This window comes from Loktanella sp. IMCC34160, from assembly GCF_004145845.1.
Classification (GTDB): Bacteria; Pseudomonadota; Alphaproteobacteria; order Rhodobacterales; family Rhodobacteraceae; genus SELP01.
The window spans coordinates 59687-82677 of sequence record NZ_SELP01000007.1 but is presented as its reverse complement, the minus strand read 5'-3'; the positions used below and the strand labels follow the sequence as shown (position 1 = coordinate 82677).

Genomic DNA, 22991 nt, shown 5'->3' with positions numbered 1-22991 from the left:
AGATCATCTATGGAGTGATTCATGTCCCACCCCTCGCTTGCCCAGATCCGCACCGATATCGACGCCGCACTCTATGCCCCCGAGGGCCCGGTGATCGACCGGCTGACCCGCACCGCCGCCCTGACCGCTGCGGACCGCGCACAGATCGCCGCGAAGGGGGCCGACCTTGTCCGCCAGATCCGCGACGCCGCCGATCCCGGCCTGATGGAAGTGTTTCTGGCTGAATACGGCCTGTCAACCGAGGAAGGCATCGCGCTGATGTGTCTGGCCGAGGCCCTGTTGCGGGTGCCGGACGCCGATACCATCGACGCGCTGATCGAAGACAAGATCGCGCCGTCGGACTGGGGCAAGCACCTTGGGCATTCGGCCTCGTCGCTCGTCAATGCCTCGACCTGGGCGCTTTTGCTGACCGGCAAGGTTCTGGATGATGAAGGCACCGGCCTGAGCCGGGTGATGCGTGGCGCGATCAAGCGGCTGGGCGAACCGGTGATCCGCACCGCCGTGGCCCGCGCGATGAAGGAAATGGGCCGCCAGTTCGTTCTGGGCGAAACCATTCAGGCCGCGATGAAGCGGGCGCAGGGGATGCAGGCCAAAGGGTTCACCTATTCCTACGACATGCTGGGCGAAGCGGCCCGGACCGAGGATGACGCCAAGCATTTCCACCTCGCCTATTCCCGCGCGATTTCGTCTATCGCGGACCATTGCGACAAGGGGTCGGTGGCGGAAAACCCCGGCATCTCGGTCAAGCTGTCGGCGCTGCACGCCCGCTATGAACAGGCCCAGAAGGCGCGGGTCATGGACGAACTGGTCCCGCGCCTGCGGTCGCTGGCCCTTTTGGCGAAATCGGCGGGCATGGGATTGAACATCGACGCGGAAGAGGCCGACCGCCTGTCCCTGTCGCTGGATGTGATCGAAGCCGTCCTGTCAGAACCGGCCCTGAAGGGGTGGGACGGGTTCGGCGTGGTGGTGCAGGCCTTTGGCCAGCGCGCCAGCCATGTGATCGACTGGTTGCACGCCATGGCCGAAAAGCATGACCGCCGGATCATGGTCCGCCTTGTAAAGGGCGCCTATTGGGATGCCGAGATCAAGCGCGCGCAGGTCGAAGGGATGGAAGGGTTCCCGGTCTTCACCCGGAAAGAGGCCACTGACATTTCCTATATCGGCAACGCCCGCAAGCTTCTGGGCATGACCGACCGCATCTACCCGCAATTCGCTACCCATAACGCCCACACGGTCGCCGCGATCCTGCATATGGCCCGCGACATGGGCCGCACGCCCGCCGACTATGAATTCCAGCGGCTGCACGGCATGGGCGAGGCACTGCACACCATCGTTCTGAAGGCCGAAGGCACCCGCTGCCGCGTCTATGCCCCGGTAGGCGCGCATGAAGACCTTCTGGCCTACCTTGTCCGGCGGTTGCTGGAAAACGGGGCCAACTCCAGCTTCGTCAACCAGATCGTGGACGAAGACGTCCCGGCCGAGGTGGTTGCCGCCTGCCCGTTCGACGCGCTGGGGCAAGGGCTGCACCTGCCAACGGGGCCAGAGCTGTTCGCGCCGCATCGCCGCAATTCCAAAGGCTGGGACATTACCCATGTGCCGACGCTGGCCGGGATCGACGCGGGCCGCGCCCCCTATCAGGGGCACCGCTGGACCGCCGCGCCGATGGTCGCCACCGGTGGCACTGGGGCTGACCCGCGCATGATGCCCAACCCCGCCGATCTGTCGGATGTGGTGGGTGAGGTGCGCGAAGCCACCCCCTCTGACATCGCCGCAGCACTTGACGCCGCCCGCCCCTGGCAGGCCAGCGCCGCCGAGCGGGCCGATGTGCTGGACCGGGTCGCCGACCTTTACGAAGAGAACGCAGAAGAGATTTTCGCCCTTGTCGCCCGCGAGGCGGGCAAGATCATGTTCGATGCAGTGGGCGAGGTCCGCGAGGCGGCGGATTTCCTGCGCTACTACGCCGCCGAGGCCCGCGCGGCGGGCGACGCCACCGACCCGCGCGGCGTCTGGACCTGCATCAGCCCGTGGAACTTCCCACTCGCGATCTTCACCGGACAGGTGGCCGCCGCGCTCGCGGCTGGCAATGGCGTTCTGGCGAAACCCGCCGAACAGACGCCCCTGATCGCCACCCGCGCGGTGGCGCTGATGCATCAAGCCGGGGTGCCGGGCACGGCTCTGCAACTACTGCCCGGTGGCGGCGGCGTGGGCGCGGCCCTGACATCAGACGCGCGGGTGAACGGCGTGGCCTTCACCGGGTCCACCGCCACGGCGATGAAAATCCGCGACGCGATGGCCGCGCATTGCGCCCCCGGCACGCCCCTGATCGCCGAAACCGGCGGGCTGAACGCGATGATCGTCGATTCCACCGCCCTGCCGGAACATGCGGTCCGCGATATCGTCATGTCCGCCTTCCGGTCCGCCGGGCAACGGTGTTCGGCGCTGCGCTGCCTGTATGTGCAGGAAGACATTGCCGACAAGCTGTTGAAAATGCTGAAGGGCGCGATGGATGAATTGTCCATCGGCAACCCCTGGCACCTGGCCACCGACATCGGCCCGGTGATCGACGCCCAGGCCCTGAAAACCATCCGCGACCATATCGAGGCCGCCCGCGCCGAAGGCCGCATCCTGCACGAGCTGCCGGAACCCAAGGGCGGACACTTCGTGTCGCCGACGGTGATCCGGGTCGATGGAATCGGCGCGCTAGAGCGGGAAATTTTCGGGCCGGTCTTGCATGTGGCCACCTTCCGCGCCGACGAGATCGAGGCGGTGATCGACCGGATAAACGCCACCGGCTACGGGCTGACCTTCGGGCTGCACACGCGGATCGACGACCGGGTGCAGACCATCGTGGAGCGGGTCCATGCGGGCAACATCTATGTCAACCGCAACCAGATCGGCGCCGTGGTCGGCAGCCAGCCCTTCGGGGGCGAGGGGTTGTCTGGGACCGGGCCAAAGGCCGGTGGGCCGCACTACCTGACACGGTTCCGCGCGCCCGCCGCTGCAGGGCCGGTGGGCAGTTGGGACGGGGCGGCGGACACCGGCGCGCTGGCCGGGGCACTGATGCAGGCCGCACCTGCCGGCGCGATGCCCGAGCCCGTGGCGATGCCGGGGCCGACCGGGGAATCCAACCGGCTGGGCGTCTCGCCCCGTGGTCCGGTTCTGTGCCTTGGGCCGGGGGCAGCCGCCGCGAAAGCGCAGGCCGACACCGTGCGCGCCCTGGGCGGCATCGCGGTCGAGGCCGGAGGCGATGTGCCGCCCGAGGCGCTGACCGTGCTGGCCCCGCTGGCGACCGTGCTCTGGTGGGGCGACGCGGACACCGCCCGCGCCTATGAGGCTGCCCTTGCCCGGCGCGAGGGCCCCATCGTGGCGCTGGTCACCGCCCAACCCGACGCCGCCCATGTGCTGCACGAGCAGCACGTCTGCATCGACACCACCGCCGCCGGGGGCAACGCCGCCCTTCTGGCCGAGGTGGCCGCAAGCAGCGCGGCCTGATAAAAGGTCCCTAGCACACCCGCCCGGCTCTCAAACGAGGGTTCCGGGCGGTTCTTTTTGTTCAGGCAGTCGTTTGGGGACCGATGTCGAAATTCTGTTTCAGTGTAATGGTCGGCTGGACAGCGATCGTCGCGCTTGGCCCGTTTGTGTCCAGCGCGGCAGAGTTGCACTACGACGATCCGTCAACAGTTCGACAGCTTGCGTGGTGGTTCCTCGGGATCACAGGTTGGCCGGATAGTATCGCCGGTGAAGTGGTCCATACCTTCGGCGCCGGCAGGTCTGAATATTTGCACTACGGCTTGGTCTTCATTCAAATTGTCGCGGCATGGCTGGTCGCGATTTGGGGTTGCGCAGCTTTCAGTCGACGCAGCTCATGACCTGGCGCGGTAAGTCAAACATCACAAATGCAAACGCCTTGATGTTAACCCCAGTTTCCATGGTGACGCGGCGGGCCAATCCGCTAGTCTGGCCGCGACCCAATTGCCGGAAGACCGATGTTCCCGATCCGCGATCATAACCCCTCTGAGAAGGTGGCCTTTGTCACCTATGCCCTGATTATCCTGAATATTTCGGTTTTCATCCTTACGGTGACGGTCTTTCAGACCGACCGCGATCTGGCAAAACTTTACTGGCATTACGCCCTGATCCCTGACCGGCTGTCCTCCGGAGATAACCCGCTGGCGCTGATAACCTCGCAGTTCCTGCATGGCGGGTTCCTGCATCTGGCCGGTAACATGCTGTTTCTATGGATTTTCGGCGACAACATGGAAGAGGAGATGGGCCATGTCGGGTTCCTCCTGTTCTACCTGGCTGCGGGCGTGGGTGCGGGGCTAGCGCAATATGCCTCGGCCCCGTCCTCGAACGTGCCGATGATCGGAGCCTCGGGGGCGATTGCGGGGGTGATGGGGGCCTATCTGCTGTTCTTCCCCAAGGCGCAGGTCGATGTGCTGATCATCATCATCTTCTTTTTCCGGATCATCCCGATCCCCGCCTGGATCGTGCTGGGCGTCTGGTTCGGGCTGCAGCTGTTCAGCGGCGTCGGCGACAGCGGACAGGCGGGCGGGGTTGCCTATTGGGCCCATGCGGGCGGATTCCTTGTCGGGATTGCCCTTGCCCTGCCGCGCTGGCTACGTAAGGGGGCCACGGCCTTCTGGTCGCGCACCGATGGGCACCCGCCCCACCCCGAGGCTCGCTATACAAGGATCGACAGCCGCATTCCCACCGTTCGCCGCCGCAAGTGAAGGACCCCGCCATGCCCCGCCCCCGTATCGACGCCGTCGCCATCACCGCCCGTGACATGGCCCGCTCTGTCGCCTTCTACCGCTGTCTTGGGTTTGACATCCCCGAGGTGCCCGCAGACGCCCAGCATATTGAGGCAGTCCCGCTGCCCGGCGAGGCGCGACTGATGATCGACAGCGCGGCACTGGCCGAGAAACTGTCGGGCCGCCCGCCGGCCCCGGCCACCCATTCCGCCTTTGCCCTTCTGTGCGAAAGCCCGACCGAGGTGGACAGCGTCGCCGCAGCGGTGGCCGCCGCCGGGTTCACCGTCAAGACCCAGCCCTGGGATGCCTTCTGGGGTCAGCGCTATGCCACCGTCGTGGACCCCGACGGGTACGAGGTTGACCTGTTCGCGCCCTTGGGTGGGTAAGGGGATGGTGGGTTGAAACCCACCTTACGGGGTCGGGATATGCCTTTGTAAGGTGGGTCTTGACCTACCTGACCTGTCAGGTACCGCCGGTCTCTTCCGGCACCCAGATAAACTCGATCCCCGCGATGGTGGCCGAGATCTTGTCGGCGAGGGCCTTGGCCCCGTTGCCGACTGAATTCATCACCGCGATCCCAAGCATCACGGCGGCGGCGGTGCCCACGACCCAATCAACGGTCGCGGCCCCGTCCTCTTGGGCGTGAAAGCAGTGCAGAAATGACAAAAGGCGGTCCATGCGGGCCGCCTATCATCGGATTGGGACGAAATTTTGACCGCTCAGGCGCCGCGGATCACCTTGGCGAATTGCGGGAAGATCGGCTCGTTGGCGCAGATCACCTCGCCATCGGCAAGGATGTCGCCGCCGGGGTTCAGCGGTTCGACGAAGGCACCCGCCTCTTTCGCGATCACAAGCCCGGCAGCCATGTCCCAGGCGTTCAGGCGCCGTTCCCAGAACCCGTCGTAGCGGCCCGCCGCCACATAGGCGAGGTCCAGCGCGGCGGCGCCGAACCGGCGCACCCCGGCCACGGCAGGCAGAAGCCGGCCAAGGTCTTTCAGCGTCTCGGGCAGGTCCGACCGGCCACCGAAGGGCAGCCCGGTGGCAAAGATGCATTCGATCATCCGCGACCGGCCCGACACGCGGATCCGGCTTTGGTTCATCCAGGCGCCAGCGCCTTTTTCAGCATGGAACATCTCGTCCTTGACCGGGTCATAGATGACCCCCGACACGATCTGCCCCTTGTGTTCCAGCGCGATGGACACAGCCCAATGCGGCAGCCCGTGCAAGAAGTTCGTGGTTCCGTCCAGCGGATCGACGACCCAGCGGCGGGTCGGGTCTTCGCCGTCGATTTCCTTGCCCTCTTCACCCAGGAACCCATAGGTCGGGCGGGCGGCCATCAGCGCCTCGCGGATGATCTCTTCGGCTCGGTGATCGGCCTTGCTGACGAAGTCACCCGGGCCTTTGGACGAGACCTGCAGGTTTTCCACCTCGGTGAAATCCTTCAGCAACGACCGGCCGGCGGTGCGGGCGGTCTTCATCATCACGTTGAGATTGGCGCTGAATTGCATTGGGCAGGCTCCGCAAAAGGGGTCAGGCCGGGCGTATAGGCGCTTGACCCGCCCGGGGCAAGGGGGCGCGGCGCGGCTCAGGGCGTTAACCATTTGGTTATCCCTTCGCGCGACACTCTGGCCGGGACAATACGGGTCGGTGAAATGTTCGGGTTAACGATCGACAAGCTTCGGTATCAGACAAGCATCGTCGTTCATATCGAGGCGCGGGATCGCCTGAAACGGATCGCATCGGCCCTGATGCTGGTCGCGCTATTGCAATTTCTTGGCCAGATCACGTTTTCGCATTGGTTTCTGGGGCTGGTGGCGGCCGCGGAATGCGCCTCTTACCTCATGTATCGCAAAATCCCGTCGAATTTCAGAAAAATCCCGATCCCGCTGATGTCGGCGATCTGGCTGCTGAACCTTGCAAGCACCGTGGTTTATGTCTCCCCCGCTCTGGTGCTGGCCTCGACCCCGACGACGGCGATGCTGCTGGCCGGATATCTGTGGATCTTCGGGATATTCGTGCACACCACCAATAATTTCGCGACCCTGCCACTGTATAACTGGACACTGATGGTCCCGACCTTCCTGACCAGTTTCGCGATTTTCTGGCTGGCGTCTCAGATCGACTATGGCCCCGCTGGCCGAGAGGAATGGCTGATCACGACGGCCTTCATGGTCGTCTATTGCTTCAACACCATCGAAACCCTGCACAAACAGAAAGATACCCGCCGGGCCCTCAACGCCGCCCGGGACGAGGCCAATACCCGACTGCGGGCACTGGAACATATCTCGCGCCATGATCCGCTGACTGGATTGCTGAACCGAAATGCCTTTGACGAGGCGCTGGAAGAGATGCTGGCGGCCCGGCGCGGCAGGACGGACGTGGCGGTCTTCATTATCGATCTGGATGGGTTCAAGCCGATCAACGACACCTACAGCCACGACGCAGGCGATCAGGTGCTGCGGACGATTGCAGAACGGCTGCTGGCGCTGGCCGGGCAGACCGGGATCATCGCCCGTCTTGGGGGGGATGAATTCGCCATGGCGTTCCGATCCATCAACTCTGAACCGGCGGCGCGGCGTCTGGCCGAATATGTCTCGTTCGAGATCCAGAAACCGATCATCGTGGATGACAAGCACCTGACCGTCGGGGCAAGTGTCGGGATCGGGCTGACCCGCCATGCGGGGCACAGGGTGGATTCCCTGTGCAAGGCCGCCGATCAGGCGATGTATCGGGCCAAGTCCCTGCGCGACAACGCCCATAGCGCGGTTCTGTTCCGGCCCGAGGATTTCCAGAAGCGCGCCAGCCTTGAAGACCGCAAGGTCCTGATCGCATCCATGGCCGCGCGCGAGATCAAACCCTATTACCAGCCCAAGGTCTGCTTTGAGACCGGTGCCATCATCGGGTTCGAGGCGCTGGCCCGCTGGGACCACCCGATGCGGGGGCTTCTGACGCCGGATAATTTCCTGCCGCAGATCGACGAGTTGGGCCTGCAGGGCGATTTCCTGCAACACATGGCCCGCGCGGTCCTGAACGATCTGGATGACATGGTGGGCGAAGGGCTGTCGCCGGGTCAGGTGTCCATCAACGTCCCCGAGGTTGCACTGGCAACCCGCTCTGGCCGGGAGGGGCTGGACAGTCTTCTTGCCCGCCATTCGCGGGTCCGCCACCTGGTCACACTGGAGATCACTGAGGATGTGTTTTTTGCCCGGTCAGGGGATGCGATCCGGGCGGCGATCAGCCATTTCCGCGCTGCCGGGCAGCGGGTCTCGCTCGATGATTTCGGCACCGGCTTCGCCTCGTTCCAGCATCTGCGCGAGTTGGAGTTCGACGAGTTGAAGATCGACACCAGTTTTGTCCGGGATCTTGGGCGGGACCCCAAGGCCGAGGTTCTGGTGCGGGGGTTCTTGTCGATGGCCAGCGGGCTGGGTGTGACGACCATCGCCGAAGGGGTCGAGACAGAGGCGCAGATGAACCACCTGCGGCAGCTCGGATGCCGATATGGTCAGGGGTTCCTGTTCGGCCGCGCGCAACCGCTGGCCGAAACCAAGCTGCGCCTGCATGCCGACTGGCGGCTGATCGAGCCAAGAACCGGCACGCTGACATGGCCACCGCTGACTAAGGTCTCTGCAACTTGACCGCCTCCTGACGGGCCAGACGCGCAAAATGCGCCATGTAGGGGCGTGCGGTGTCTTCTTCCCGGGTCGCTGCGAACAGCCGCCGGGTGATCCCCTCGGGCCGGACCAATGGACGGGTGACATAATCGGACGAGGTTTTCACCTGACGCACCACCCAGTCGGGCAGCACAGACACCCCCCGGTCCGACGCCACCAGCATCAGGATCACCGCCGTCAATTCCACCTGCCGCACCGCCGCCGGTTCAACCTTGGCCGGGGACAGCAGCATCTTGAAGATATCCAGACGCGCCCGGTCCACCGGATAGGTGATCAGGGTCTGGCCCCGGAAATCCTCGGCCTCGATCACCGCCTTGTCGGCCAGCGGGTTGTGCGAAGAGGCCACGAAGACCGGGGCGTAGTCGAAGAGCGGCGTGAAGTCGACACCCGGCAGGGTTTCCGGGTCCGAGGAGATGACAACATCCACCTCCTCCTTGCGCAGCGCGGGCATGGCATCGAAGGCTAGGCCGGGACGGATGTCCACGTCCACCTCGGGCCAGGCCTTGCGGAACTGTTCCAGCACCGGGAACAGCCATTCGAAACAGGCGTGGCATTCGATAGCGATATGCAAGCGCCCCGCCTTGCCCGAGATCAGCCCGGCGAATTCCGCCTCCAGCGCGGCCATGCGGGGCAGGATGTCGTCGGCGGCGGAGAGGAGTTTCTTGCCCGCCGCAGACAGCTTCAAAGGTTTCGACCGGCGCACGAACAATTCGACGCCCGCCTGATCCTCGATCCCCTTGATCTGATGGGACAGGGCCGACTGGGTAATCCCCAGAACGTCGGCCGCCCGGGCCAGCCCCCCGGTTTCATGGATCGCCTTGATGGTGCGCAGGTGCCGGAATTCGATATACATTCCCAACTCGATTCATAATCTTTGTGAAAGTTATGAATTTGTCTCATGTGAAGAAATCGGTGACAAGGGGTCAACTCAAGTCACACAGGTGTCCCATGACTCGCCCCAAGGTTTCTTTCGAATTCTTCCCGCCCAAATCGCTCGACGCGTCGTTCCGGCTTTGGGATTGCGTGCATGCCCTGTCCCCGCTGGAGCCGGAGTTCGTCTCGGTCACCTATGGCGCGGGCGGAACCACCCGCACCCTGACCCACGAAGCCGTGGGCACGATCCACAAGGCGACGGGCCTGACCGTGGCGGGCCATCTGACCTGCGTCGATGCCAGCCGGGCCGAAACGCTGGAGATCGCTGAAAGCTATGCCGCCGCCGGCGTGACCGAAATCGTCGCCCTGCGCGGCGACCCGCCGAAAGGCGCGGGCGGATTCCGCGCCAACCCCGACGGGTTCGGATCGTCGGTGGAGCTGATCGAAGCGCTGGCCGAGACCGGGAAATTCACCATCCGCGTCGGAGCCTATCCCGAAAAGCACCCCGAAAGCGCCGATGCCAAGGCCGATATCGACTGGCTCAAGCGCAAGATCGACGCGGGCGCAACCAGCGCGATCACCCAGTTCTTTTTCGAGGCCGAGACCTTTTTCCGGTTCCGCGATGCCTGTGTGAAGGCCGGGATCGACGCGCCGATCATCCCCGGCATCCTGCCCATCGAAAACTGGGAAGGCGCGCGCCGGTTCGCCAAGTCCTGCGGCACCTCCATCCCGCAGGTGGTCGAGGACGCCTTTACCAATGCGACCCGCGACGGCACGACCGAATTGCTGGCCACTGCGCTGGCAACCGAACTGTGTGATGATCTGCTGCAGGGTGGCGTCGATCACCTTCATTTCTACACGCTGAACCGTCCCGAATTGACGCGCGATGTCTGCCACGCCTTGGGAATCTCCCCCCGGGTTCGGCTACAGCAGGTGGCCTGACGGCCCCCGTTCAGCGGGGCACCATTCCCGTGTCACTCGCCCCGCCCGCGTCCTTCAGCCCGCCTGTCCCGCCAGGCGGGCTGTTTTTGTCAGATCGAGGGTTTCCGCCTTGGGATGTCCCTGTGCCGTGACATGCAGCCGTTCGGACGGGTCACGCCCAACGATCCGACGCCGCCGGGACAGGAACAGCTTGCCCCAGCCGCGCCATGTTCCGATCGACGGCGCGGCAACATCGCAGGGAAACCTGTCGCGCCAGCCGTCCGGCAGGTCCAGCCCGCAGTCCTCCAGCCGCCCCAGAAGCCAAACCAGCGGGATATTGGCCAGTGGCCGGGCCGCGTGGTCGCCCCCCAACTGCCCGCCCACGTCCCCGTGGGTGCCCCGGAACCAGACCTGCTCCATCACGCCGGGCCAGTCGGGCGGGGTTTCCCACATGACCGGGGCATAGGCCTCGCGGGTTTCGTCAAGCGCGAGTGCGTGGAACCCGTGTCGCACATGGTTCGACAGACCATGGTCGTGGAAATGATGGGTCGCCTCGGCCCAGCGCCAGATGATCGGCAGCCGCATCCCCAGCGCCTTGACCGTGTCCCAGCAGGCCACGGCCTCGATCTCGGTATCGGGGTGACAATAGAGTTCGCGGAACTTGGCGGCGTATTTGCTGCGGGCGCCGGTCCGGTAATGGCGATAGGCCTGCCGGATATTGCGCACCGTCGCCTGATCGTGGCGCACCAGCCCGACCATCCCCACGACCCCGGCCAGGGACCGCACCGCATAGGCGCCGCGGGAATAGCCGATCAGGATGATCTTGTCCCCGGGCCGGTAGCGCGAGGCCAGCACTCCATAGGCCCGTTCTATCTGCCGGTTGATCCCCTTGCCGGTCATCACCCCATAGGTTCCGGACCAGTCGCGCCACTGAATCCCCGCCTCGTAATAGACGGTCAGGTTGGCCCTGATCCCGGCCTCGCGCAGCAGCTTGAAGGTGATCCCGGCGTTTGTTTCATCGCCGTCGTCCAGCGTCGACATCGTCCCGTCCAGAACGATCACATGGGTCGCAGGCCCACGGTGCCGCCCCTGCCCTTCTTCGTGGCGGGGGCCGCGGCCGATCAGGCCGAACAGCCAGTCACGCAGAGAGGCCATTTCCGCGCCCCTTTCTGCCGATGGCGGAATAAGTCGCCATGCGTATCATGTCCCCAGTCTGCCCATGGCGGCTGAAGAATCCATGAAAAACCGCGTGAGCCTTTGTTACTGGCCCTGCATGGCCTGCCAGACCCGTTGCGGGGTGAACGGCATATGGGCCTGTCGTCCGTCCAGCGCGTCGATCACCGCGTTGGTCACGGCGGCCAGCGCACCGACCGTCCCGGCCTCGCCACAGCCTTTCATCCCAAGCGGGTTATACAGCGACGGGGTCGGTTCCGAGGTGAAAGAGATCATCGGCAGATCGGCGGCGCGCGGCATCGCGTAGTCCATGAAGGTCGCGGTCAGAAGCTGTCCGCTGTCGTCAAAGACCACATGTTCGGTCAGGGCCTGCCCCACCCCCTGCGCCACCCCGCCGTGCACCTGCCCTTCGGCCAGCATCGGGTTGATCAGGTTGCCGAAGTCGTCAACGACCGTATAGCGGGCCAGCGTGACCTGTCCCGTCTCTCCGTCGATGTCCACCTCGGCCAGATGCGCGCCGTTCGGGAAGGACCGGTTGTCCAGACGGATGGTCTTTGACTGCGACAGAAGGTCGGTCCGGCCAGCGGCGCGGGCCATCCCGGCCACTTCCAGCATGGTCGGGGTCAGGTTCGAGCCCGGAATGCGGAACCGTTCGTCATCAAACCTGATGGTCCCGGCGTCCGCCCCTTCGTGATCGGCCAGAAAGGCGGAGAAGGTTTCGATGATCTGTCCCACCGTGGCCAGCGTGGCGGTGTTCTGAACCGTCACCGACCGCGACCCACCGGTGCCGCCACCCGTCGCGATCAGGTCGCTGTCGCCCTGCACGATGGTGATCGCCTCCATCGGGATGCCGGTCTGGTCGGACAGATAGGCGGCATAAACGGTTTCATGCCCCTGCCCGTTCGACTGGGTGCCGACAAAGACCGACACGGTGCCGTCTGCATTGAAGTCAACACGGGTCGTTTCCTCGGGGTCGCCTAGGATGCTTTCGATGTAATAGCACAGCCCGATCCCGCGTCGGTTGCCCTTGGCCGCGCTGTCGGCGCGGCGCGCGGCAAAACCCGGCAGATCCGCCTTTTCCACGGCCCGGTCCAACACGCGGGCAAAATCGCCCACGTCGTAGGTGACGCCGGCGCGGGTGGTATAGGGAAACTGGTGGGGCCTGATGAAATTGATCCGCCGCAGGTCCAGCGGATCGACCCCCAGTTCCCGCGCGGCCTGATCCATGGCCCGTTCCAACACAAAGATCGCCTCGGGGCGGCCCGCACCACGATAGGCATCGACGGGCGTCGTGTTGGTATAGACACCCGTGCATTGCAGCCACATGGCCGGGATGTCGTAAGTGCCCGGCGCGACCTTGGTGAACAGCTCTGTCTGGATGCCTTGGGCGAACTGGCTGTTGTAGGCGCCCATATTCGCGATGCTTTCCACCTTGTAGCCGATGATGCGGTTGGCCGCGTCAAAGGCCAGCGTCGCGGTCGAGGTCAGATCGCGCCCGGCATTGTCGGACAGCATCGCCTCGGTCCGCTCAGACATCCAGCGGACAGGACGGCCCAGCGCGCGGGCGGCGTGGGCCACCAGCACCATTTCGGGATAACGCATTGCCTTCATCCCGAAACCGCCGCCGACATCGGGGTTGGTCACCCGGACCTGCGCGGGGTCAAGCTTCAGGTGGAAACAGATTTCCTTTTTCGATTCCCAGACCCCCTGCCCGTTCACCGAAACATGCAGACGGTCGCCTTCGGGTTCTGCGAAACAGCCCCGCGGCTCCATCGAATTCACGATCACCCGGTTGTCGGGTATCTCGACCCGGACAACGCGGGCAGCACGGGCGATCGCCGACTCGACCTCGGCTTCGTCTCCGAAGCCCCAGTCAAAGGCGATGTTGTCCGGGGCCTCGGGATGGATCTGCGGGCCGCCCGTGACAAGGCCAAGGTGCGGGTCAGCCTCGTCGATATCCAGCAGGATCATCTCGGCCGCATCGCGGGCCTCTGCCATGGTGTCGGCAACGATCATCGCCACCGCCTCGCCCAGATGGCGGACCCGGTCGCGGGCAAGGATCGGGCGTTCGGGCGCGGCGCCCTTGGTGCCGTCGCGGTTGGTGGCGCGGCTGCCCTTGAGGCCCATGTTCAGCCCCGCCGCTTCCAGATCGGCGGCGGTCAATACCAGATGCACGCCGGGCGCCTCGCGGGCGTCGGCAACGTCCAGTTCCGTGATGGCCCCATGCGCCATGGGCGACCGCAGGACATAGGCCACCAGCGCGCCGTCGGGTGCAATATCGTCCACATAGCGGCCCTGCCCGGTCAGGAACCGGATATCCTCGACCCGTTTAACGGATTGGCTGCGCCCGAATTTTTCCATGTGCTCTTGTCCGCTCTTCTCTTGAGGCCAACTTGTCCATTGTGTTTCCACCATACCACTCAGTACCAGCCGTCCGCGGGTGGCGCGGAACGCGCCGCCCATGGGGGCGGACGGCGCGTGGCCTTTCTGCGAAAGGCCGGGGCGAAGCACGGTATCGTTGGAAATCTTGCCCAAGCACGCCGTCTGTCTTGCCAGTAGCGTAGCGGGCGGGGCGGCACTGTCCAGCCCCGGATGGTCAGTTCAGGTCCAACTCGGCCAGAAGCGGGGCCCAGCCCGCGCCGTGCATATCCCTGTCCTGCGCCATCCCCTGCACGTTCGGGCGCGGCATGGAAAACTTCACCACGTTCAGGTCCGGGATATCGAACCGTTTGAGCTGCGCCGGATCGACTTGAAACAGGGCGGCGACCCGGTCACTGGACAGTCCGGCGCTGACCCTTGCAAATGCCTCTGGCGAGCCGCAGAAGATATCGACGGTCAGCCAGAACGGCCCCGCGTTCTTGGACCGCACCTTTTCAACGATCTGCCCCAGTTCAGGCATTGATCACCTCCAGCCGGAAGGCCTCCATCGGGTCTGACAGGGTCAGAACGTGATTGAGGCAGAATTCATAGGCCGCCCCCCGGTCGATCTCGGCCGGGGAGAAGGGGAAGGCAAAGGTCGGCTGCTCTTCTTCGCGTGTCAGCGGATGGTGCAGCAGGAAGGGGTTGAGAAGCTTGCCGATCTCGTTGGCGCGGTCCTGCGTGGGCGCGGTGATGATCCCCAGAACCCCGACCTCGACCGGCGGGGTGGCACGGTTTTCCAGTTTGCCCAGTGTCGCGTCCACCCCGATCACCCGCAGTTCCACGCTGAACTCCTCTGGCGACAGGCCAAGGCGGTTCTGCACCCGCGCCCCGTGCTTGGCCAGAATATCATCGCACCACGCATGGATGTTTTCGACATAGCGGCGGTCGCGGATCGTGGCCATCAGGATGGTCTGGAACCCGGCGGTCCGCGCGCCTTCCAGTTTGACGGTATAGCGGTCCGACGGCACCCAGACCGACCCGTCCACCCGGACCGACCGGTCGTCTTTCTGCACATAGCGCGCGGCGGTCACATCCAGATGCCCGCCCGGTTCATGCAGGATGAACGGGTCGGAGTTTTCGTAAAGCATATGCGCCGACACGGTATGCGGCGTGCAATAGGCCCCGTCGGCCAGCGGGGTCACGGTAAACCCGGTGGCGTCAAAGTCGATCACGATCACCCCCGATTGCGGGTTCGTAGCACAAAGCGCGCCGCATTCCCCGATCTTGGCCCCGTGCCACGCGCCCCCGGCATGATCGCCCCGCATCAGGGGCAGGGCCGCGATGGTGGCTGTGTCGGTGGTGCGGCCCGCGATGATGATCTCGGCCCCGGTGTCGATCGCGGCGGCGATCTGTTCGGCCCCGGCAAGGGCCACGATATGGGTGCAGCTTCCGATCAGGTCGGCGTCGATCTCGGGCGCCGCCGGCAGGGCCGCAACCCGACCGGCGGCGAAGGCCTTGGCCACCTCGGCCGGGGCCTGTTCAGACCGCAAGACGGCGATCTTGGCGGTCTGCCCCAGTTCAGCCAGACATTCGCGGGTGATATCAAGAAACCAGTCGACAGTGCTGTCGGTGCCGCAGGTTCCCGCAGTCCCGATGACCAGCGGACAGCCCGCCTGTGCCCGCGCCTCGATCAGACCCTTCCATTCGGCCTTGGTCCCCGCGCGGGAATATTTCGACACACCCCGCCCAAGGTAGGACGGGCCGCTGTCGGTCGACCCGCCGTCGATGGCGATCAGATCGGGGTTCAGGGCAATGCCACGGGCAAGGGCCTCGGCATCATAGCCGAGGCCCAGCGCGCCCGAAGGGATGAGGACGCGGGTTGGCATCAGTCGGTCACCGCTTGCGGCTTCTTGATGTATCCGCGCAGGAAGACCGGCGCGACGAAGCCCGCGATGGCGAAGATCCACAGACCCACCGCGATCGGCGAGGAGAAGAGATAGGTCACTTCCCCATCACTCAGAACCATGGCGCGGCGCAGCGCGTCCTCCATGTTCGACCCCAGAAGAATGCCAAGGATCACCGGCACGGTCGGGATGTCCATCTTGCGAAAGACATAGCCCACGACCCCGAAAATGATCATCAGCAGAAGGTCGAAGTAGCCCCCCGTCAGCGAATAGATCCCGACGAAAGACACCATCGTGACGCCGGGCAGCAGCAGCGCGGGCGGCACCTGCAGGACCTTCACGAAGACCTTCACCATCGGCACGTTCATCGCCAGCAGGACGAAGTTCGCGATCAGAAGCGATGCGATCAGGCCCCAGACGACCTCGGGCCGGTCGGTGAACAGGGTCGGGCCGGGGGTGATGTTCAGGGTCATCAGCACGGCCAGAAGAACCGCCGTGGTCCCCGATCCCGGCACGCCCAGCGTCAGCATCGGCACCAGCGCCCCGCCAGCGGCGGCGTTATTGCCCGCCTCGGGCGCAGCGACCCCTTTGGCCACCCCGGTGCCAAAGCCCCCATTGGGACCGGCGATCGTCTTTTCCATCATATAGGTCAGGAACGACCCGAGCGAGGCCCCCGCACCGGGCAGGACGCCGGCGATAAATCCGACGATGCCGGACCGGACCTGCGTCCAGCGGGTCGACCAGATTTCAGCCCAAGGCACCGTGACCTTGCCCAGCGCCACGCCAACCGCGCCGCCCTTGCCGTGCTTTTCGATGAAGAAGAACACCTCGGACACTGCAAAAAGGCCCACGATGGCAACAAGGAAATCGATCCCGTCCATCAGGTGCAGGTTGCCGCCGGTCATCCGGGGCATGCCGCTGAAATTGTCCAGACCGATCACCGAAATCCCCAGGCCCACGCAAGAGGCGAAAGCCGCCTTGGCCTGATTGTTCGAGGCAATTCCGCCGAGGGTGGAGAAGGCCAAGAGGTAGAGCGCGAAGTATTCCGCCGGGCCGAATTGATAGGCGATCCGGCTCAGCGCCGGGGCGATCAGGGCCAGCATGACCGTGGCGAACAGCGCGCCCCAGAACGAGGCAAAGCCCGAGATCACCAGCGCATCCCCCGCCCGACCTGCCTTGGCCATCGGGTATCCGTCCAGCGTTGTCATCAGCGCGGGTTCATCACCGGGGATGTTCAGAAGGATCGAACTGATCCGCCCGCCATACATGGCGCCGTAGTAGACAGAGGTCAGCAGCACCAGCGCGGCGGTCGCGTCCAGCCCCATGGTGAAGGTGATCGGGATCAGGATCGCGACCCCGTTCGACGGCCCAAGACCCGGCAGTGCGCCCACAATGGTGCCGATAAAGCACCCCATGACCGCCAGCATCAGCGTCCAGGGCGACAGCGCGATGGAAAAGCCCAACGCGAGGTTTGAAATGATGTCCATGACTGGCCCCCTATCCGGTCAGTCCCTTGGGAAAGGCGACCAGCCCAAGCCCAAGCACGAATTTGAAGAGAACGAACAACCCGACCGACAGGCCCACACCCGCAAGGGCGGCAAAGGTCGGACGCGGGTTGATCTGGTAGCTGAGGATCGCGGCGGCAATCGCGGTCGGAAGGATGAAGCCCAAAGGCTTCAGCGCATAGGCGTAGCCGACCAGAACCACCACCGACAGCACCAGCGCCAAAAGCGCGGGCAAGGGCGGCCAGTCCGGTTCGTCGTCCGGCTTGAACACCATGAAGACACCACACAGCGCCGCAATGCTGGCGATCAGCACCGGGAATGTCTTGGGCCCGACCGGGTCGGACAGGAAACTGGTCGGGATTTGAAGGGCGCTCGCGACATACGCGAGCGCCCCCAGGATCACGACCACTCCGAAGATGCGGTCGGTTTTCATCACTGGATCACACCAATCTCGCGGCTCAGCGCCTCGGTATCGGCAATCACCTGATCCACCCAGCCCTGGAAGTCGCCACCCACCTTGGTGAAGGGGGCAAGACCGTTGGCGGCCATGGTTTCGGCCCATTCCGGGCTGTCGGCGACGGCCTGGATCTTGGCGGCCCATGCATCGAACTCTTCGTCCGAGATGTCATGCGGGACATAGAAGCCGCGCCAGTTCACGGCGACCACGTCAAAGCCCTGCTCCATCGCGGTCGGGATATCTTCGAACCCCGGGACGCGTTCTTCGGTCAGGACCGCAAGGGCGCGCACTTCACCGGATTCGAGGAAGCCCACGATTTCCGACATGTCGCCGGTCATCGCCTGAGTGAAACCGCCCACGGTCTGGGTGATCGCATCCGCGCCACCATCGACGCCGATATACTTGACCTGCGTGATGTCCGAGAAACCACCGGCCTGAAGCACCATCAGCGGCTTCATGTGGTCGAACCCGCCCGCGGCAGAGCCACCGGCAAAGGCAACCGAACCGGGGTCGGCCTTGATCGCGTTGACCATATCTTCAAGGTTCTGCATCGGGCTGTCGGCGGCCACGACGATCACGCCCGGATCGGCACCGATGGCCCCGACCCAACGCACCTGATCGGCGCTGGCATCACCATAGGCGCGCTGTGCAAGACGCGTGGTGGTGGCGGAAGAGGCGGCAACGATCAGTTCGGCATCGGTTGCGCGTTCGGCGACCACATGGGCAAAGGCAAGCCCGCCACCGGCGCCAGCCATGTTGGTGACCTGCACGGGGCTGTCGACCTGACCCAGATCATACAGAAGCTTGCCCACCTGACGGCAGGTGAAGTCCCAGCCTCCACCGGGGTTGGCGGGCGCGATGCATTCGGCCGCAAAGGCGGTGCTGGCGGTGATCGACAGGGCGGCGCCCGTCAGAAGGGCGCGTAGGGTCTTGTTCATTGGTTTCCTCCCAAAGTTCCAAAGCAGCGGGTGGCGCGGCCCCCCTTCCTCCGGGAGGGCAATGCGCCCCTTGCGGAATGCAGACTTCGCCCCCAACCTGACACCAACCTGTCACCGCCGCACTTTTTTCAGGCAAGGGAGAACCGCGTGCGCTTTCTGCTGGTCGAAGATAACCCGGATCTGGCCCGGTCGGTCGCGGACCGGCTGGCGTTGGACGGACATGGGGTGGATATCGCCGGAACCCTGTCCGAGGCAGAGGACCATCTGGCCGCCGCGACCTATGACCTGATCCTTCTGGACATCATGTTGCCCGATGGGGACGGACGCGATTTTCTGGCCGCCCACAGGCGGGCCAAGCGCGACACACCGGTGATCGTGATGACCGCACGCTCGGCGGTATCGGACAGGGTCGCCCTGCTGGATACCGGGGCCGATGACTACGTCACGAAACCATTTGATTTCAATGAACTGGAGGCCCGCGTTCGCGCGGTTCTGCGGCGGCGTATGGGCACTTCTTCCCCTTCGGTCAGCTTTGCCGATCTGACCTTTGATCCGCTGTCGGCCACGGTCCGGGTCGCGGGGGCAGACCGGGAGTTGCGCAACCGCGAACTGCGCCTGTTCGAGATCCTTCTGGCCGCCCCCGGCCGCATCTATTCGAAGGGCCAATTGTGCGACCGGCTGTTCTCGGCCACCGAGGCCGTGACCGACAACGCGATCGAGGTTTATGTGGGCCGGTTGCGCAAGAAACTGGACGGATCGGCGGCCCGGATCGAAACGGTGCGCGGGGTCGGATATCGGCTGGTGACGGATTAGGCAGGTGGTGAACCGCCCCCATCTCCGCCCCGCCACCGGGGGATCGATTCGCCGCCAACTCGTGGTGCAACTGCTGATCGTGGCGGCGGTTCTGTCGGGGCTTTTGTATCTGTCCGTCCGGGGCGTGGCCGATACAGCGGTCGAAACCACGCAGGACAGCATCCTTGGCGCGGCCACCATCGCCATTGCCGAGGAATTGCGCGGCGGCGAGGACGGGGTGTCCATCGACATCCCCTACACCGCCTTTTCCATGCTCGGTTCCATCGGCGAGGACCGGGTGTTCTACCGCATCCTTGTGGGCGGCGAGACGGTCACCGGCTACCCCGACCTTGCCCTACCCGAAAGCCCGCCGGGCAGCGGGCTGGACCCCCGGTTCTTTACCACATCCTACGATGGGTCCGAGGTGCGGGCAGCGGCGGTCGTCCGGTCGGTGCTGGTCGAGGGGCGCAATACCGAGGTCATGGTGATCGTCGCCCAAACGCGCGGTGCCAAGGACGCGATTGTCGCGCAGATGGCCAACCGGGCGGCGCTGCTGGGGCTGGGGTTCTTTGCCCTTGCCGCCGTGCTGTCCGTCATCACCGCGCGGTCGGTCCTGAACCCCGTGCAGCGACTGGCAGAGGCTGTGGGGCGGCGCGGCCCGGATGATCTGCGCCCGGTGGAACGCCCGGTTCCGTCGGAACTTGCGCCGCTGGTGCGGGCCCTGAACGGGTTCATCGCGCGGCTGTCGGGGGCCCTGTCGCGGACCGAAACCTTTATCGCCGAAGCCGCCCACCATATCCGCACACCGCTGGCCACCCTGCGCACCCAGGCCGAAATTGCCCTGCGCAAAACCGATGACGAAGCCACCCGCGATAGCCTGCGCGCGATGATCCGCGCCGCCGACGACAGCGCCCGGTCGGCGGGCCAGTTGCTGGACCATGCAGCGGTCGTCTATCGCACCGACCAGCGGACCGAGGAACGGATCGACCTGTGCCAGTTGGCCCGCGACATGTCGGACAGTTTCGGACCAACCGCCGACATCCGCGACATCGACTTGACGACCGACCTTTGCGCCCCGCCGGTCGAGATCACCGCCGACCGGCTTTTGGTCGAATCCGCGCTGCGCAACCTGCTGGACAACGCGATCAAATATTCCCTGCCCGACGGGTCGGTCGCCGTCACGGTCGGCACCGACGGGGGGCGGGCCGTGATCCGCGTGCTGGACCGGGGGCGCGGGCTGTCAGGCGCCCGCACGACGCAGTTGACGGGCCGGTTTCGGCGCGGCACCAACGTGGCCGATGTGGTGGGATCGGGCCTTGGCCTGACCATCGTGCGCGAGGTCGCCCGCGCGCAGGGCGGAGAGTTCCGCATCACCGAACGGGAAGGAGGCGGCACATGCGCCGAACTATCGCTGCCCTTGTAATCGCTTTCTGCGTCGCCCTGCCCCGGTTGGCCCTTGGGTTCGATGTTGAGGAGGAACAGGTCTTTCCCGCCCCCTCGGGTGCCCCCACAGCGCCGCTGCGTATCCTGTCGACCACCGACACCGAGATTTTCGCGCCCCTGTTGGACGCGTTTCAGGCCGACAATCCCGATGTGCCTATCCACTATACCGTGGCCAGCACGCAAGAGGTCTATAAGGCGCTGCACGATGAAGGGGCCGCCTTTGACCTTGCGGTGTCTTCTGCGATGGACCTGCAAATGAAGCTGGCCAATGACGGGTTTGCCCTGTCGCACCGCAGTGCGCCCACGCAGGCCCTGCCCGGTTGGGCCCGTTGGCGGGATCAACTTTTTGCCTTTGCGCAGGAACCGGTGGTGATGATCGCCTCGGCCCGCGCCTTTGACGGCCCCCTGCCCCGCACGCGGTCCGATCTGATCCGCGCCCTGCGCGACCGGCCAGAGGCCTTCGACGGGCGGATCGGCACCTATGACCCGAACCGGTCTGGCGCGGGATACCTGTTTGCCACGCAGGACGCCCGCCAGTCAGATACCTATTGGCGGCTGTCCGAGGTCATGGGCGGCCTGTCGCCGCGCCTCTATGACACCACCGGCGCGATGATCGCCGATGTGCAATCGGGCAAACTTGCGCTGGCCTATAACGTGCTGGGATCATACGCCGAGGCGCAGCTGGACCCGGACGGCGACGCGCGGATCGTCGCGTTCGAGGATTTCACCCATGTGCTGCTGCGGACGGCGCTGATCCCCCGCACCGCGCCCAACCCGGATGCGGCCGGGGCCTTTGTGGATTTCCTGTTGTCCGGGGACGGGCAAAGGTTGATTGCATCGGAAACCGGCCTGCCCCCGATTTCCGAGGCCGCGCTCGCCGCCGACCCCTATCTGCGCCCGATCCGGCTGGACCCCGGGCTTCTGGTCTTCGTCGATCCGTTGAAACGGCAACGGTTCCTGAACGAATGGACGGCGGCGGTGGTGCAGCCCTAAAGCCGCGCCACCTCGACCGTATCGCGGGCGCCGTAGCCATTGAACCGGGTAGTGACCCCGGTCAGATAGGCCCCCATGGACCCAAACAGGATGTAATCCCCCTCGGCCAGGTCACCGGGCAGGTCGAGCGGCGCGGGAAGCTGATCGAGACTGTCGCAGGTGGGACCGAAGACAATCCGGGGCATCGGCGCGGCGGCCCGCGTGGTGCCATCGGGCGCGAAGACCCGGAAGGCGGGCAACACCATCGACGGGAATTCGGACAGCCCGCCATAGATTCCATCGTTCAGATAGGCGCGACCCGACCGCAGGGATTTGACCCGCACCGCATAGGCAAAGCTGTCCGCGACCAACCCGCGCCCCGGTTCGCAGACTAGCGCGGGCGGGGTGTCGAAGTGGCGCAGCGCATCGCCGATCGCGTCGAAATAGGGGGTCAGGTCCAGCGGCTGGCCATTACGGGCCGACGGGAACCCGCCACCCACGTTGACCCGGGCCACCTGAACGCCCGCGGCGCGGGCAATCCGGGCGGCGGCGGCAAGATAGGTGGCATAGGCCGCGGGATCGCCGCATTGGGTGCCAACGTGGAACGTCAGTGCCGGGGTCAGGCCGGCCGTGGCGACACGGGATAAGAACGCCACGGCCTCGGCCTCCTCGGCGCCGAACTTGGCCCCGAAATCGTAATGCGCGCCGGCGACCGGCAGCTTGAACCGCACCGCCACCTCTCCGCCGACCCCGGCGGCGATCAGCTTGTCCAGTTCCGCCCCGTCATCGACCGACCAGGACGCGACCCCGGCGGCAATCCCCGCCGCGATCTCCTCGGTCGACCGAACCGGGTTGTTGTAATGCAGAACAGCGCCCGGGCAGATCTTGCGGATCGTCGCGATCTCTTGTGGCGAGGCGACGTCGAACCCGGCAATACCGCCCGCACATAGTTCGGACAGGACCAGCCGCGAGGGGTTGGCCTTGACCGCATAGGTCACCATGCCGGGAAAGCCGTCCTGAAAGGCGCGAAGCCGATCGCGCAGGGCGACGGGCGAAAAGAAATGCACCGGCACATCGGGCCGGGTGGCCGCCAGCCAGTTAATCGGGTCGGTCGGAAGAAGGGGGCGCTGCAACATTGTCGGAACCTGCCTGCTGGTTTTCTTTCAGTTTGCGGCAGGTCTTGGTCGATTCATCGCGGCACTTTGTGCAAAGCGTTTGTATTTTTGG

Annotated in this window: 20 protein-coding genes; 9 read left to right on the top strand and 11 right to left on the bottom strand. The window is 65.1% G+C overall.

Translation table 11 applies throughout. The features are described from left to right. The first annotated feature begins 21 nt into the window (after nucleotides 1–21). The 4 genes from putA to EU803_RS16265 all read left to right on the top strand — a co-directional run bounded on the left by putA (nucleotide 22) and on the right by EU803_RS16265 (nucleotide 5140). Nucleotides 22–3492 carry a bifunctional proline dehydrogenase/L-glutamate gamma-semialdehyde dehydrogenase PutA gene (gene putA / locus EU803_RS16280; RefSeq protein ID WP_129684790.1) on the top strand — a complete coding sequence of 1157 codons (3471 nt, stop codon included), beginning with the start codon at nucleotides 22–24 and terminating at the stop codon, nucleotides 3490–3492. Nucleotides 3493–3575: 83 nt separating this feature from the next. Then, nucleotides 3576–3869, top strand: a complete 294-nt coding sequence (locus EU803_RS16275) for a hypothetical protein (RefSeq protein WP_207209229.1) — start codon at nucleotides 3576–3578, stop codon at nucleotides 3867–3869. Between the two features lie 117 nt (nucleotides 3870–3986). Continuing rightward, nucleotides 3987–4733: a rhomboid family intramembrane serine protease gene (locus EU803_RS16270; RefSeq protein WP_129684786.1), complete on the top strand. Its 747-nt coding sequence runs from the start codon at nucleotides 3987–3989 to the stop codon at nucleotides 4731–4733. A gap of 11 nt (nucleotides 4734–4744) precedes the next feature. Further along, nucleotides 4745–5140, top strand: coding sequence for a VOC family protein (locus tag EU803_RS16265; protein WP_129684784.1), 396 nt, complete (start codon nucleotides 4745–4747; stop codon nucleotides 5138–5140). 76 nt (nucleotides 5141–5216) lie between these two features. Here the strand turns inward: EU803_RS16265 and EU803_RS16260 are convergent, their stop codons facing one another. Together EU803_RS16260 and EU803_RS16255 are read right to left on the bottom strand one after the other, a co-directional pair. Further along, the gene (locus EU803_RS16260; RefSeq protein ID WP_129684782.1) at nucleotides 5217–5432 is read right to left on the bottom strand and encodes a hypothetical protein; all 216 of its coding nucleotides are present in this window, start codon (nucleotides 5430–5432) and stop codon (nucleotides 5217–5219) included. A 41-nt stretch (nucleotides 5433–5473) separates the two neighbouring features. Continuing rightward, on the bottom strand, nucleotides 5474–6262 hold the full coding sequence (locus EU803_RS16255; protein ID WP_129684780.1) for an inositol monophosphatase family protein: 789 nt from the start codon (nucleotides 6260–6262) through the stop codon (nucleotides 5474–5476). A gap of 144 nt (nucleotides 6263–6406) precedes the next feature. Here EU803_RS16255 and EU803_RS16250 point away from each other — a divergent pair, with 144 nt between their 5' ends. After that, nucleotides 6407–8389, top strand: a complete 1983-nt coding sequence (locus tag EU803_RS16250; protein WP_129684778.1) for an EAL domain-containing protein — start codon at nucleotides 6407–6409, stop codon at nucleotides 8387–8389. Here EU803_RS16250 and EU803_RS16245 read toward each other — a convergent pair. Further along, on the bottom strand, nucleotides 8370–9278 hold the full coding sequence (locus tag EU803_RS16245; protein ID WP_129684776.1) for a LysR family transcriptional regulator: 909 nt from the start codon (nucleotides 9276–9278) through the stop codon (nucleotides 8370–8372). The genes EU803_RS16250 and EU803_RS16245 overlap by 20 nt on opposite strands. Nucleotides 9279–9373: 95 nt before the next feature. On the opposite strand from EU803_RS16245, the gene metF reads away from it, so the two are divergent. After that, nucleotides 9374–10240: a methylenetetrahydrofolate reductase [NAD(P)H] gene (gene metF, locus EU803_RS16240; protein ID WP_129684774.1), complete on the top strand. Its 867-nt coding sequence runs from the start codon at nucleotides 9374–9376 to the stop codon at nucleotides 10238–10240. A 54-nt stretch (nucleotides 10241–10294) separates the two neighbouring features. Here metF and EU803_RS16235 read toward each other — a convergent pair whose 3' ends face one another. The 7 genes from EU803_RS16235 to EU803_RS16205 all read right to left on the bottom strand — a co-directional run bounded on the left by EU803_RS16235 (nucleotide 10295) and on the right by EU803_RS16205 (nucleotide 18557). Then, entirely contained in the window at nucleotides 10295–11374 is a 1080-nt protein-coding gene (locus EU803_RS16235; RefSeq protein WP_129684772.1) for a DUF2235 domain-containing protein, read from the bottom strand. A gap of 105 nt (nucleotides 11375–11479) precedes the next feature. Then, the gene (locus EU803_RS16230) at nucleotides 11480–13753 is read right to left on the bottom strand and encodes a xanthine dehydrogenase family protein molybdopterin-binding subunit (RefSeq protein ID WP_129684770.1); all 2274 of its coding nucleotides are present in this window, start codon (nucleotides 13751–13753) and stop codon (nucleotides 11480–11482) included. Between the two features lie 235 nt (nucleotides 13754–13988). Next, on the bottom strand, nucleotides 13989–14291 hold the full coding sequence (locus EU803_RS16225; protein WP_129684768.1) for a DUF4387 family protein: 303 nt from the start codon (nucleotides 14289–14291) through the stop codon (nucleotides 13989–13991). Next, complete coding sequence (locus EU803_RS16220) at nucleotides 14284–15639, bottom strand: acyclic terpene utilization AtuA family protein (RefSeq protein ID WP_129684766.1); 1356 nt, start codon at nucleotides 15637–15639, stop codon at nucleotides 14284–14286. The genes EU803_RS16225 and EU803_RS16220 overlap by 8 nt, the downstream gene beginning before the upstream one ends. Beyond that, the gene (locus EU803_RS16215; RefSeq protein ID WP_129684764.1) at nucleotides 15639–17144 is read right to left on the bottom strand and encodes a tripartite tricarboxylate transporter permease; all 1506 of its coding nucleotides are present in this window, start codon (nucleotides 17142–17144) and stop codon (nucleotides 15639–15641) included. Before EU803_RS16215 ends, EU803_RS16220 begins: the two co-directional genes overlap by 1 nt. Before the next feature lie 10 nt (nucleotides 17145–17154). Further along, complete coding sequence (locus EU803_RS16210) at nucleotides 17155–17595, bottom strand: tripartite tricarboxylate transporter TctB family protein (RefSeq protein WP_129684762.1); 441 nt, start codon at nucleotides 17593–17595, stop codon at nucleotides 17155–17157. After that, a complete protein-coding gene (locus EU803_RS16205) occupies nucleotides 17595–18557 on the bottom strand; it encodes a tripartite tricarboxylate transporter substrate-binding protein (protein ID WP_129684760.1) in 963 nt (320 codons plus the stop codon). The genes EU803_RS16210 and EU803_RS16205 overlap by 1 nt, the downstream gene beginning before the upstream one ends. Before the next feature lie 147 nt (nucleotides 18558–18704). Between EU803_RS16205 and EU803_RS16200 the strand changes: the two genes are divergently transcribed. The 3 genes from EU803_RS16200 to EU803_RS16190 are packed head-to-tail and all read left to right on the top strand — an operon-like array spanning nucleotide 18705 to nucleotide 21785. Then, nucleotides 18705–19370, top strand: a complete 666-nt coding sequence (locus tag EU803_RS16200) for a response regulator transcription factor (RefSeq protein WP_129684758.1) — start codon at nucleotides 18705–18707, stop codon at nucleotides 19368–19370. Nucleotides 19371–19374: 4 nt separating this feature from the next. Continuing rightward, nucleotides 19375–20772 (top strand): sensor histidine kinase, encoded by a 1398-nt coding sequence (locus tag EU803_RS16195; protein ID WP_207209228.1) that lies wholly within the window; start codon nucleotides 19375–19377, stop codon nucleotides 20770–20772. Further along, nucleotides 20745–21785: an ABC transporter substrate-binding protein gene (locus EU803_RS16190; protein WP_129684754.1), complete on the top strand. Its 1041-nt coding sequence runs from the start codon at nucleotides 20745–20747 to the stop codon at nucleotides 21783–21785. Before EU803_RS16195 ends, EU803_RS16190 begins: the two co-directional genes overlap by 28 nt. Here the strand turns inward: EU803_RS16190 and EU803_RS16185 are convergent. After that, complete coding sequence (locus tag EU803_RS16185; RefSeq protein WP_129684753.1) at nucleotides 21782–22900, bottom strand: type III PLP-dependent enzyme; 1119 nt, start codon at nucleotides 22898–22900, stop codon at nucleotides 21782–21784. The genes EU803_RS16190 and EU803_RS16185 overlap by 4 nt on opposite strands. Between the last annotated feature and the right edge of the window lie 91 nt (nucleotides 22901–22991).

Coding starts and splice junctions, on each gene's coding strand:
- putA (WP_129684790.1), top strand. CDS start 22: ATGTCCCACCCCTCGCTTGCCCAGATCCGCACCGATATCGACGCCGCA.
- EU803_RS16275 (WP_207209229.1), top strand. CDS start 3,576: ATGTCGAAATTCTGTTTCAGTGTAATGGTCGGCTGGACAGCGATCGTC.
- EU803_RS16270 (WP_129684786.1), top strand. CDS start 3,987: ATGTTCCCGATCCGCGATCATAACCCCTCTGAGAAGGTGGCCTTTGTC.
- EU803_RS16265 (WP_129684784.1), top strand. CDS start 4,745: ATGCCCCGCCCCCGTATCGACGCCGTCGCCATCACCGCCCGTGACATG.
- EU803_RS16260 (WP_129684782.1), bottom strand. CDS start 5,432: ATGGACCGCCTTTTGTCATTTCTGCACTGCTTTCACGCCCAAGAGGAC.
- EU803_RS16255 (WP_129684780.1), bottom strand. CDS start 6,262: ATGCAATTCAGCGCCAATCTCAACGTGATGATGAAGACCGCCCGCACC.
- EU803_RS16250 (WP_129684778.1), top strand. CDS start 6,407: ATGTTCGGGTTAACGATCGACAAGCTTCGGTATCAGACAAGCATCGTC.
- EU803_RS16245 (WP_129684776.1), bottom strand. CDS start 9,278: ATGTATATCGAATTCCGGCACCTGCGCACCATCAAGGCGATCCATGAA.
- metF (WP_129684774.1), top strand. CDS start 9,374: ATGACTCGCCCCAAGGTTTCTTTCGAATTCTTCCCGCCCAAATCGCTC.
- EU803_RS16235 (WP_129684772.1), bottom strand. CDS start 11,374: ATGGCCTCTCTGCGTGACTGGCTGTTCGGCCTGATCGGCCGCGGCCCC.
- EU803_RS16230 (WP_129684770.1), bottom strand. CDS start 13,753: ATGGAAAAATTCGGGCGCAGCCAATCCGTTAAACGGGTCGAGGATATC.
- EU803_RS16225 (WP_129684768.1), bottom strand. CDS start 14,291: ATGCCTGAACTGGGGCAGATCGTTGAAAAGGTGCGGTCCAAGAACGCG.
- EU803_RS16220 (WP_129684766.1), bottom strand. CDS start 15,639: ATGCCAACCCGCGTCCTCATCCCTTCGGGCGCGCTGGGCCTCGGCTAT.
- EU803_RS16215 (WP_129684764.1), bottom strand. CDS start 17,144: ATGGACATCATTTCAAACCTCGCGTTGGGCTTTTCCATCGCGCTGTCG.
- EU803_RS16210 (WP_129684762.1), bottom strand. CDS start 17,595: ATGAAAACCGACCGCATCTTCGGAGTGGTCGTGATCCTGGGGGCGCTC.
- EU803_RS16205 (WP_129684760.1), bottom strand. CDS start 18,557: ATGAACAAGACCCTACGCGCCCTTCTGACGGGCGCCGCCCTGTCGATC.
- EU803_RS16190 (WP_129684754.1), top strand. CDS start 20,745: ATGCGCCGAACTATCGCTGCCCTTGTAATCGCTTTCTGCGTCGCCCTG.
- EU803_RS16185 (WP_129684753.1), bottom strand. CDS start 22,900: ATGTTGCAGCGCCCCCTTCTTCCGACCGACCCGATTAACTGGCTGGCG.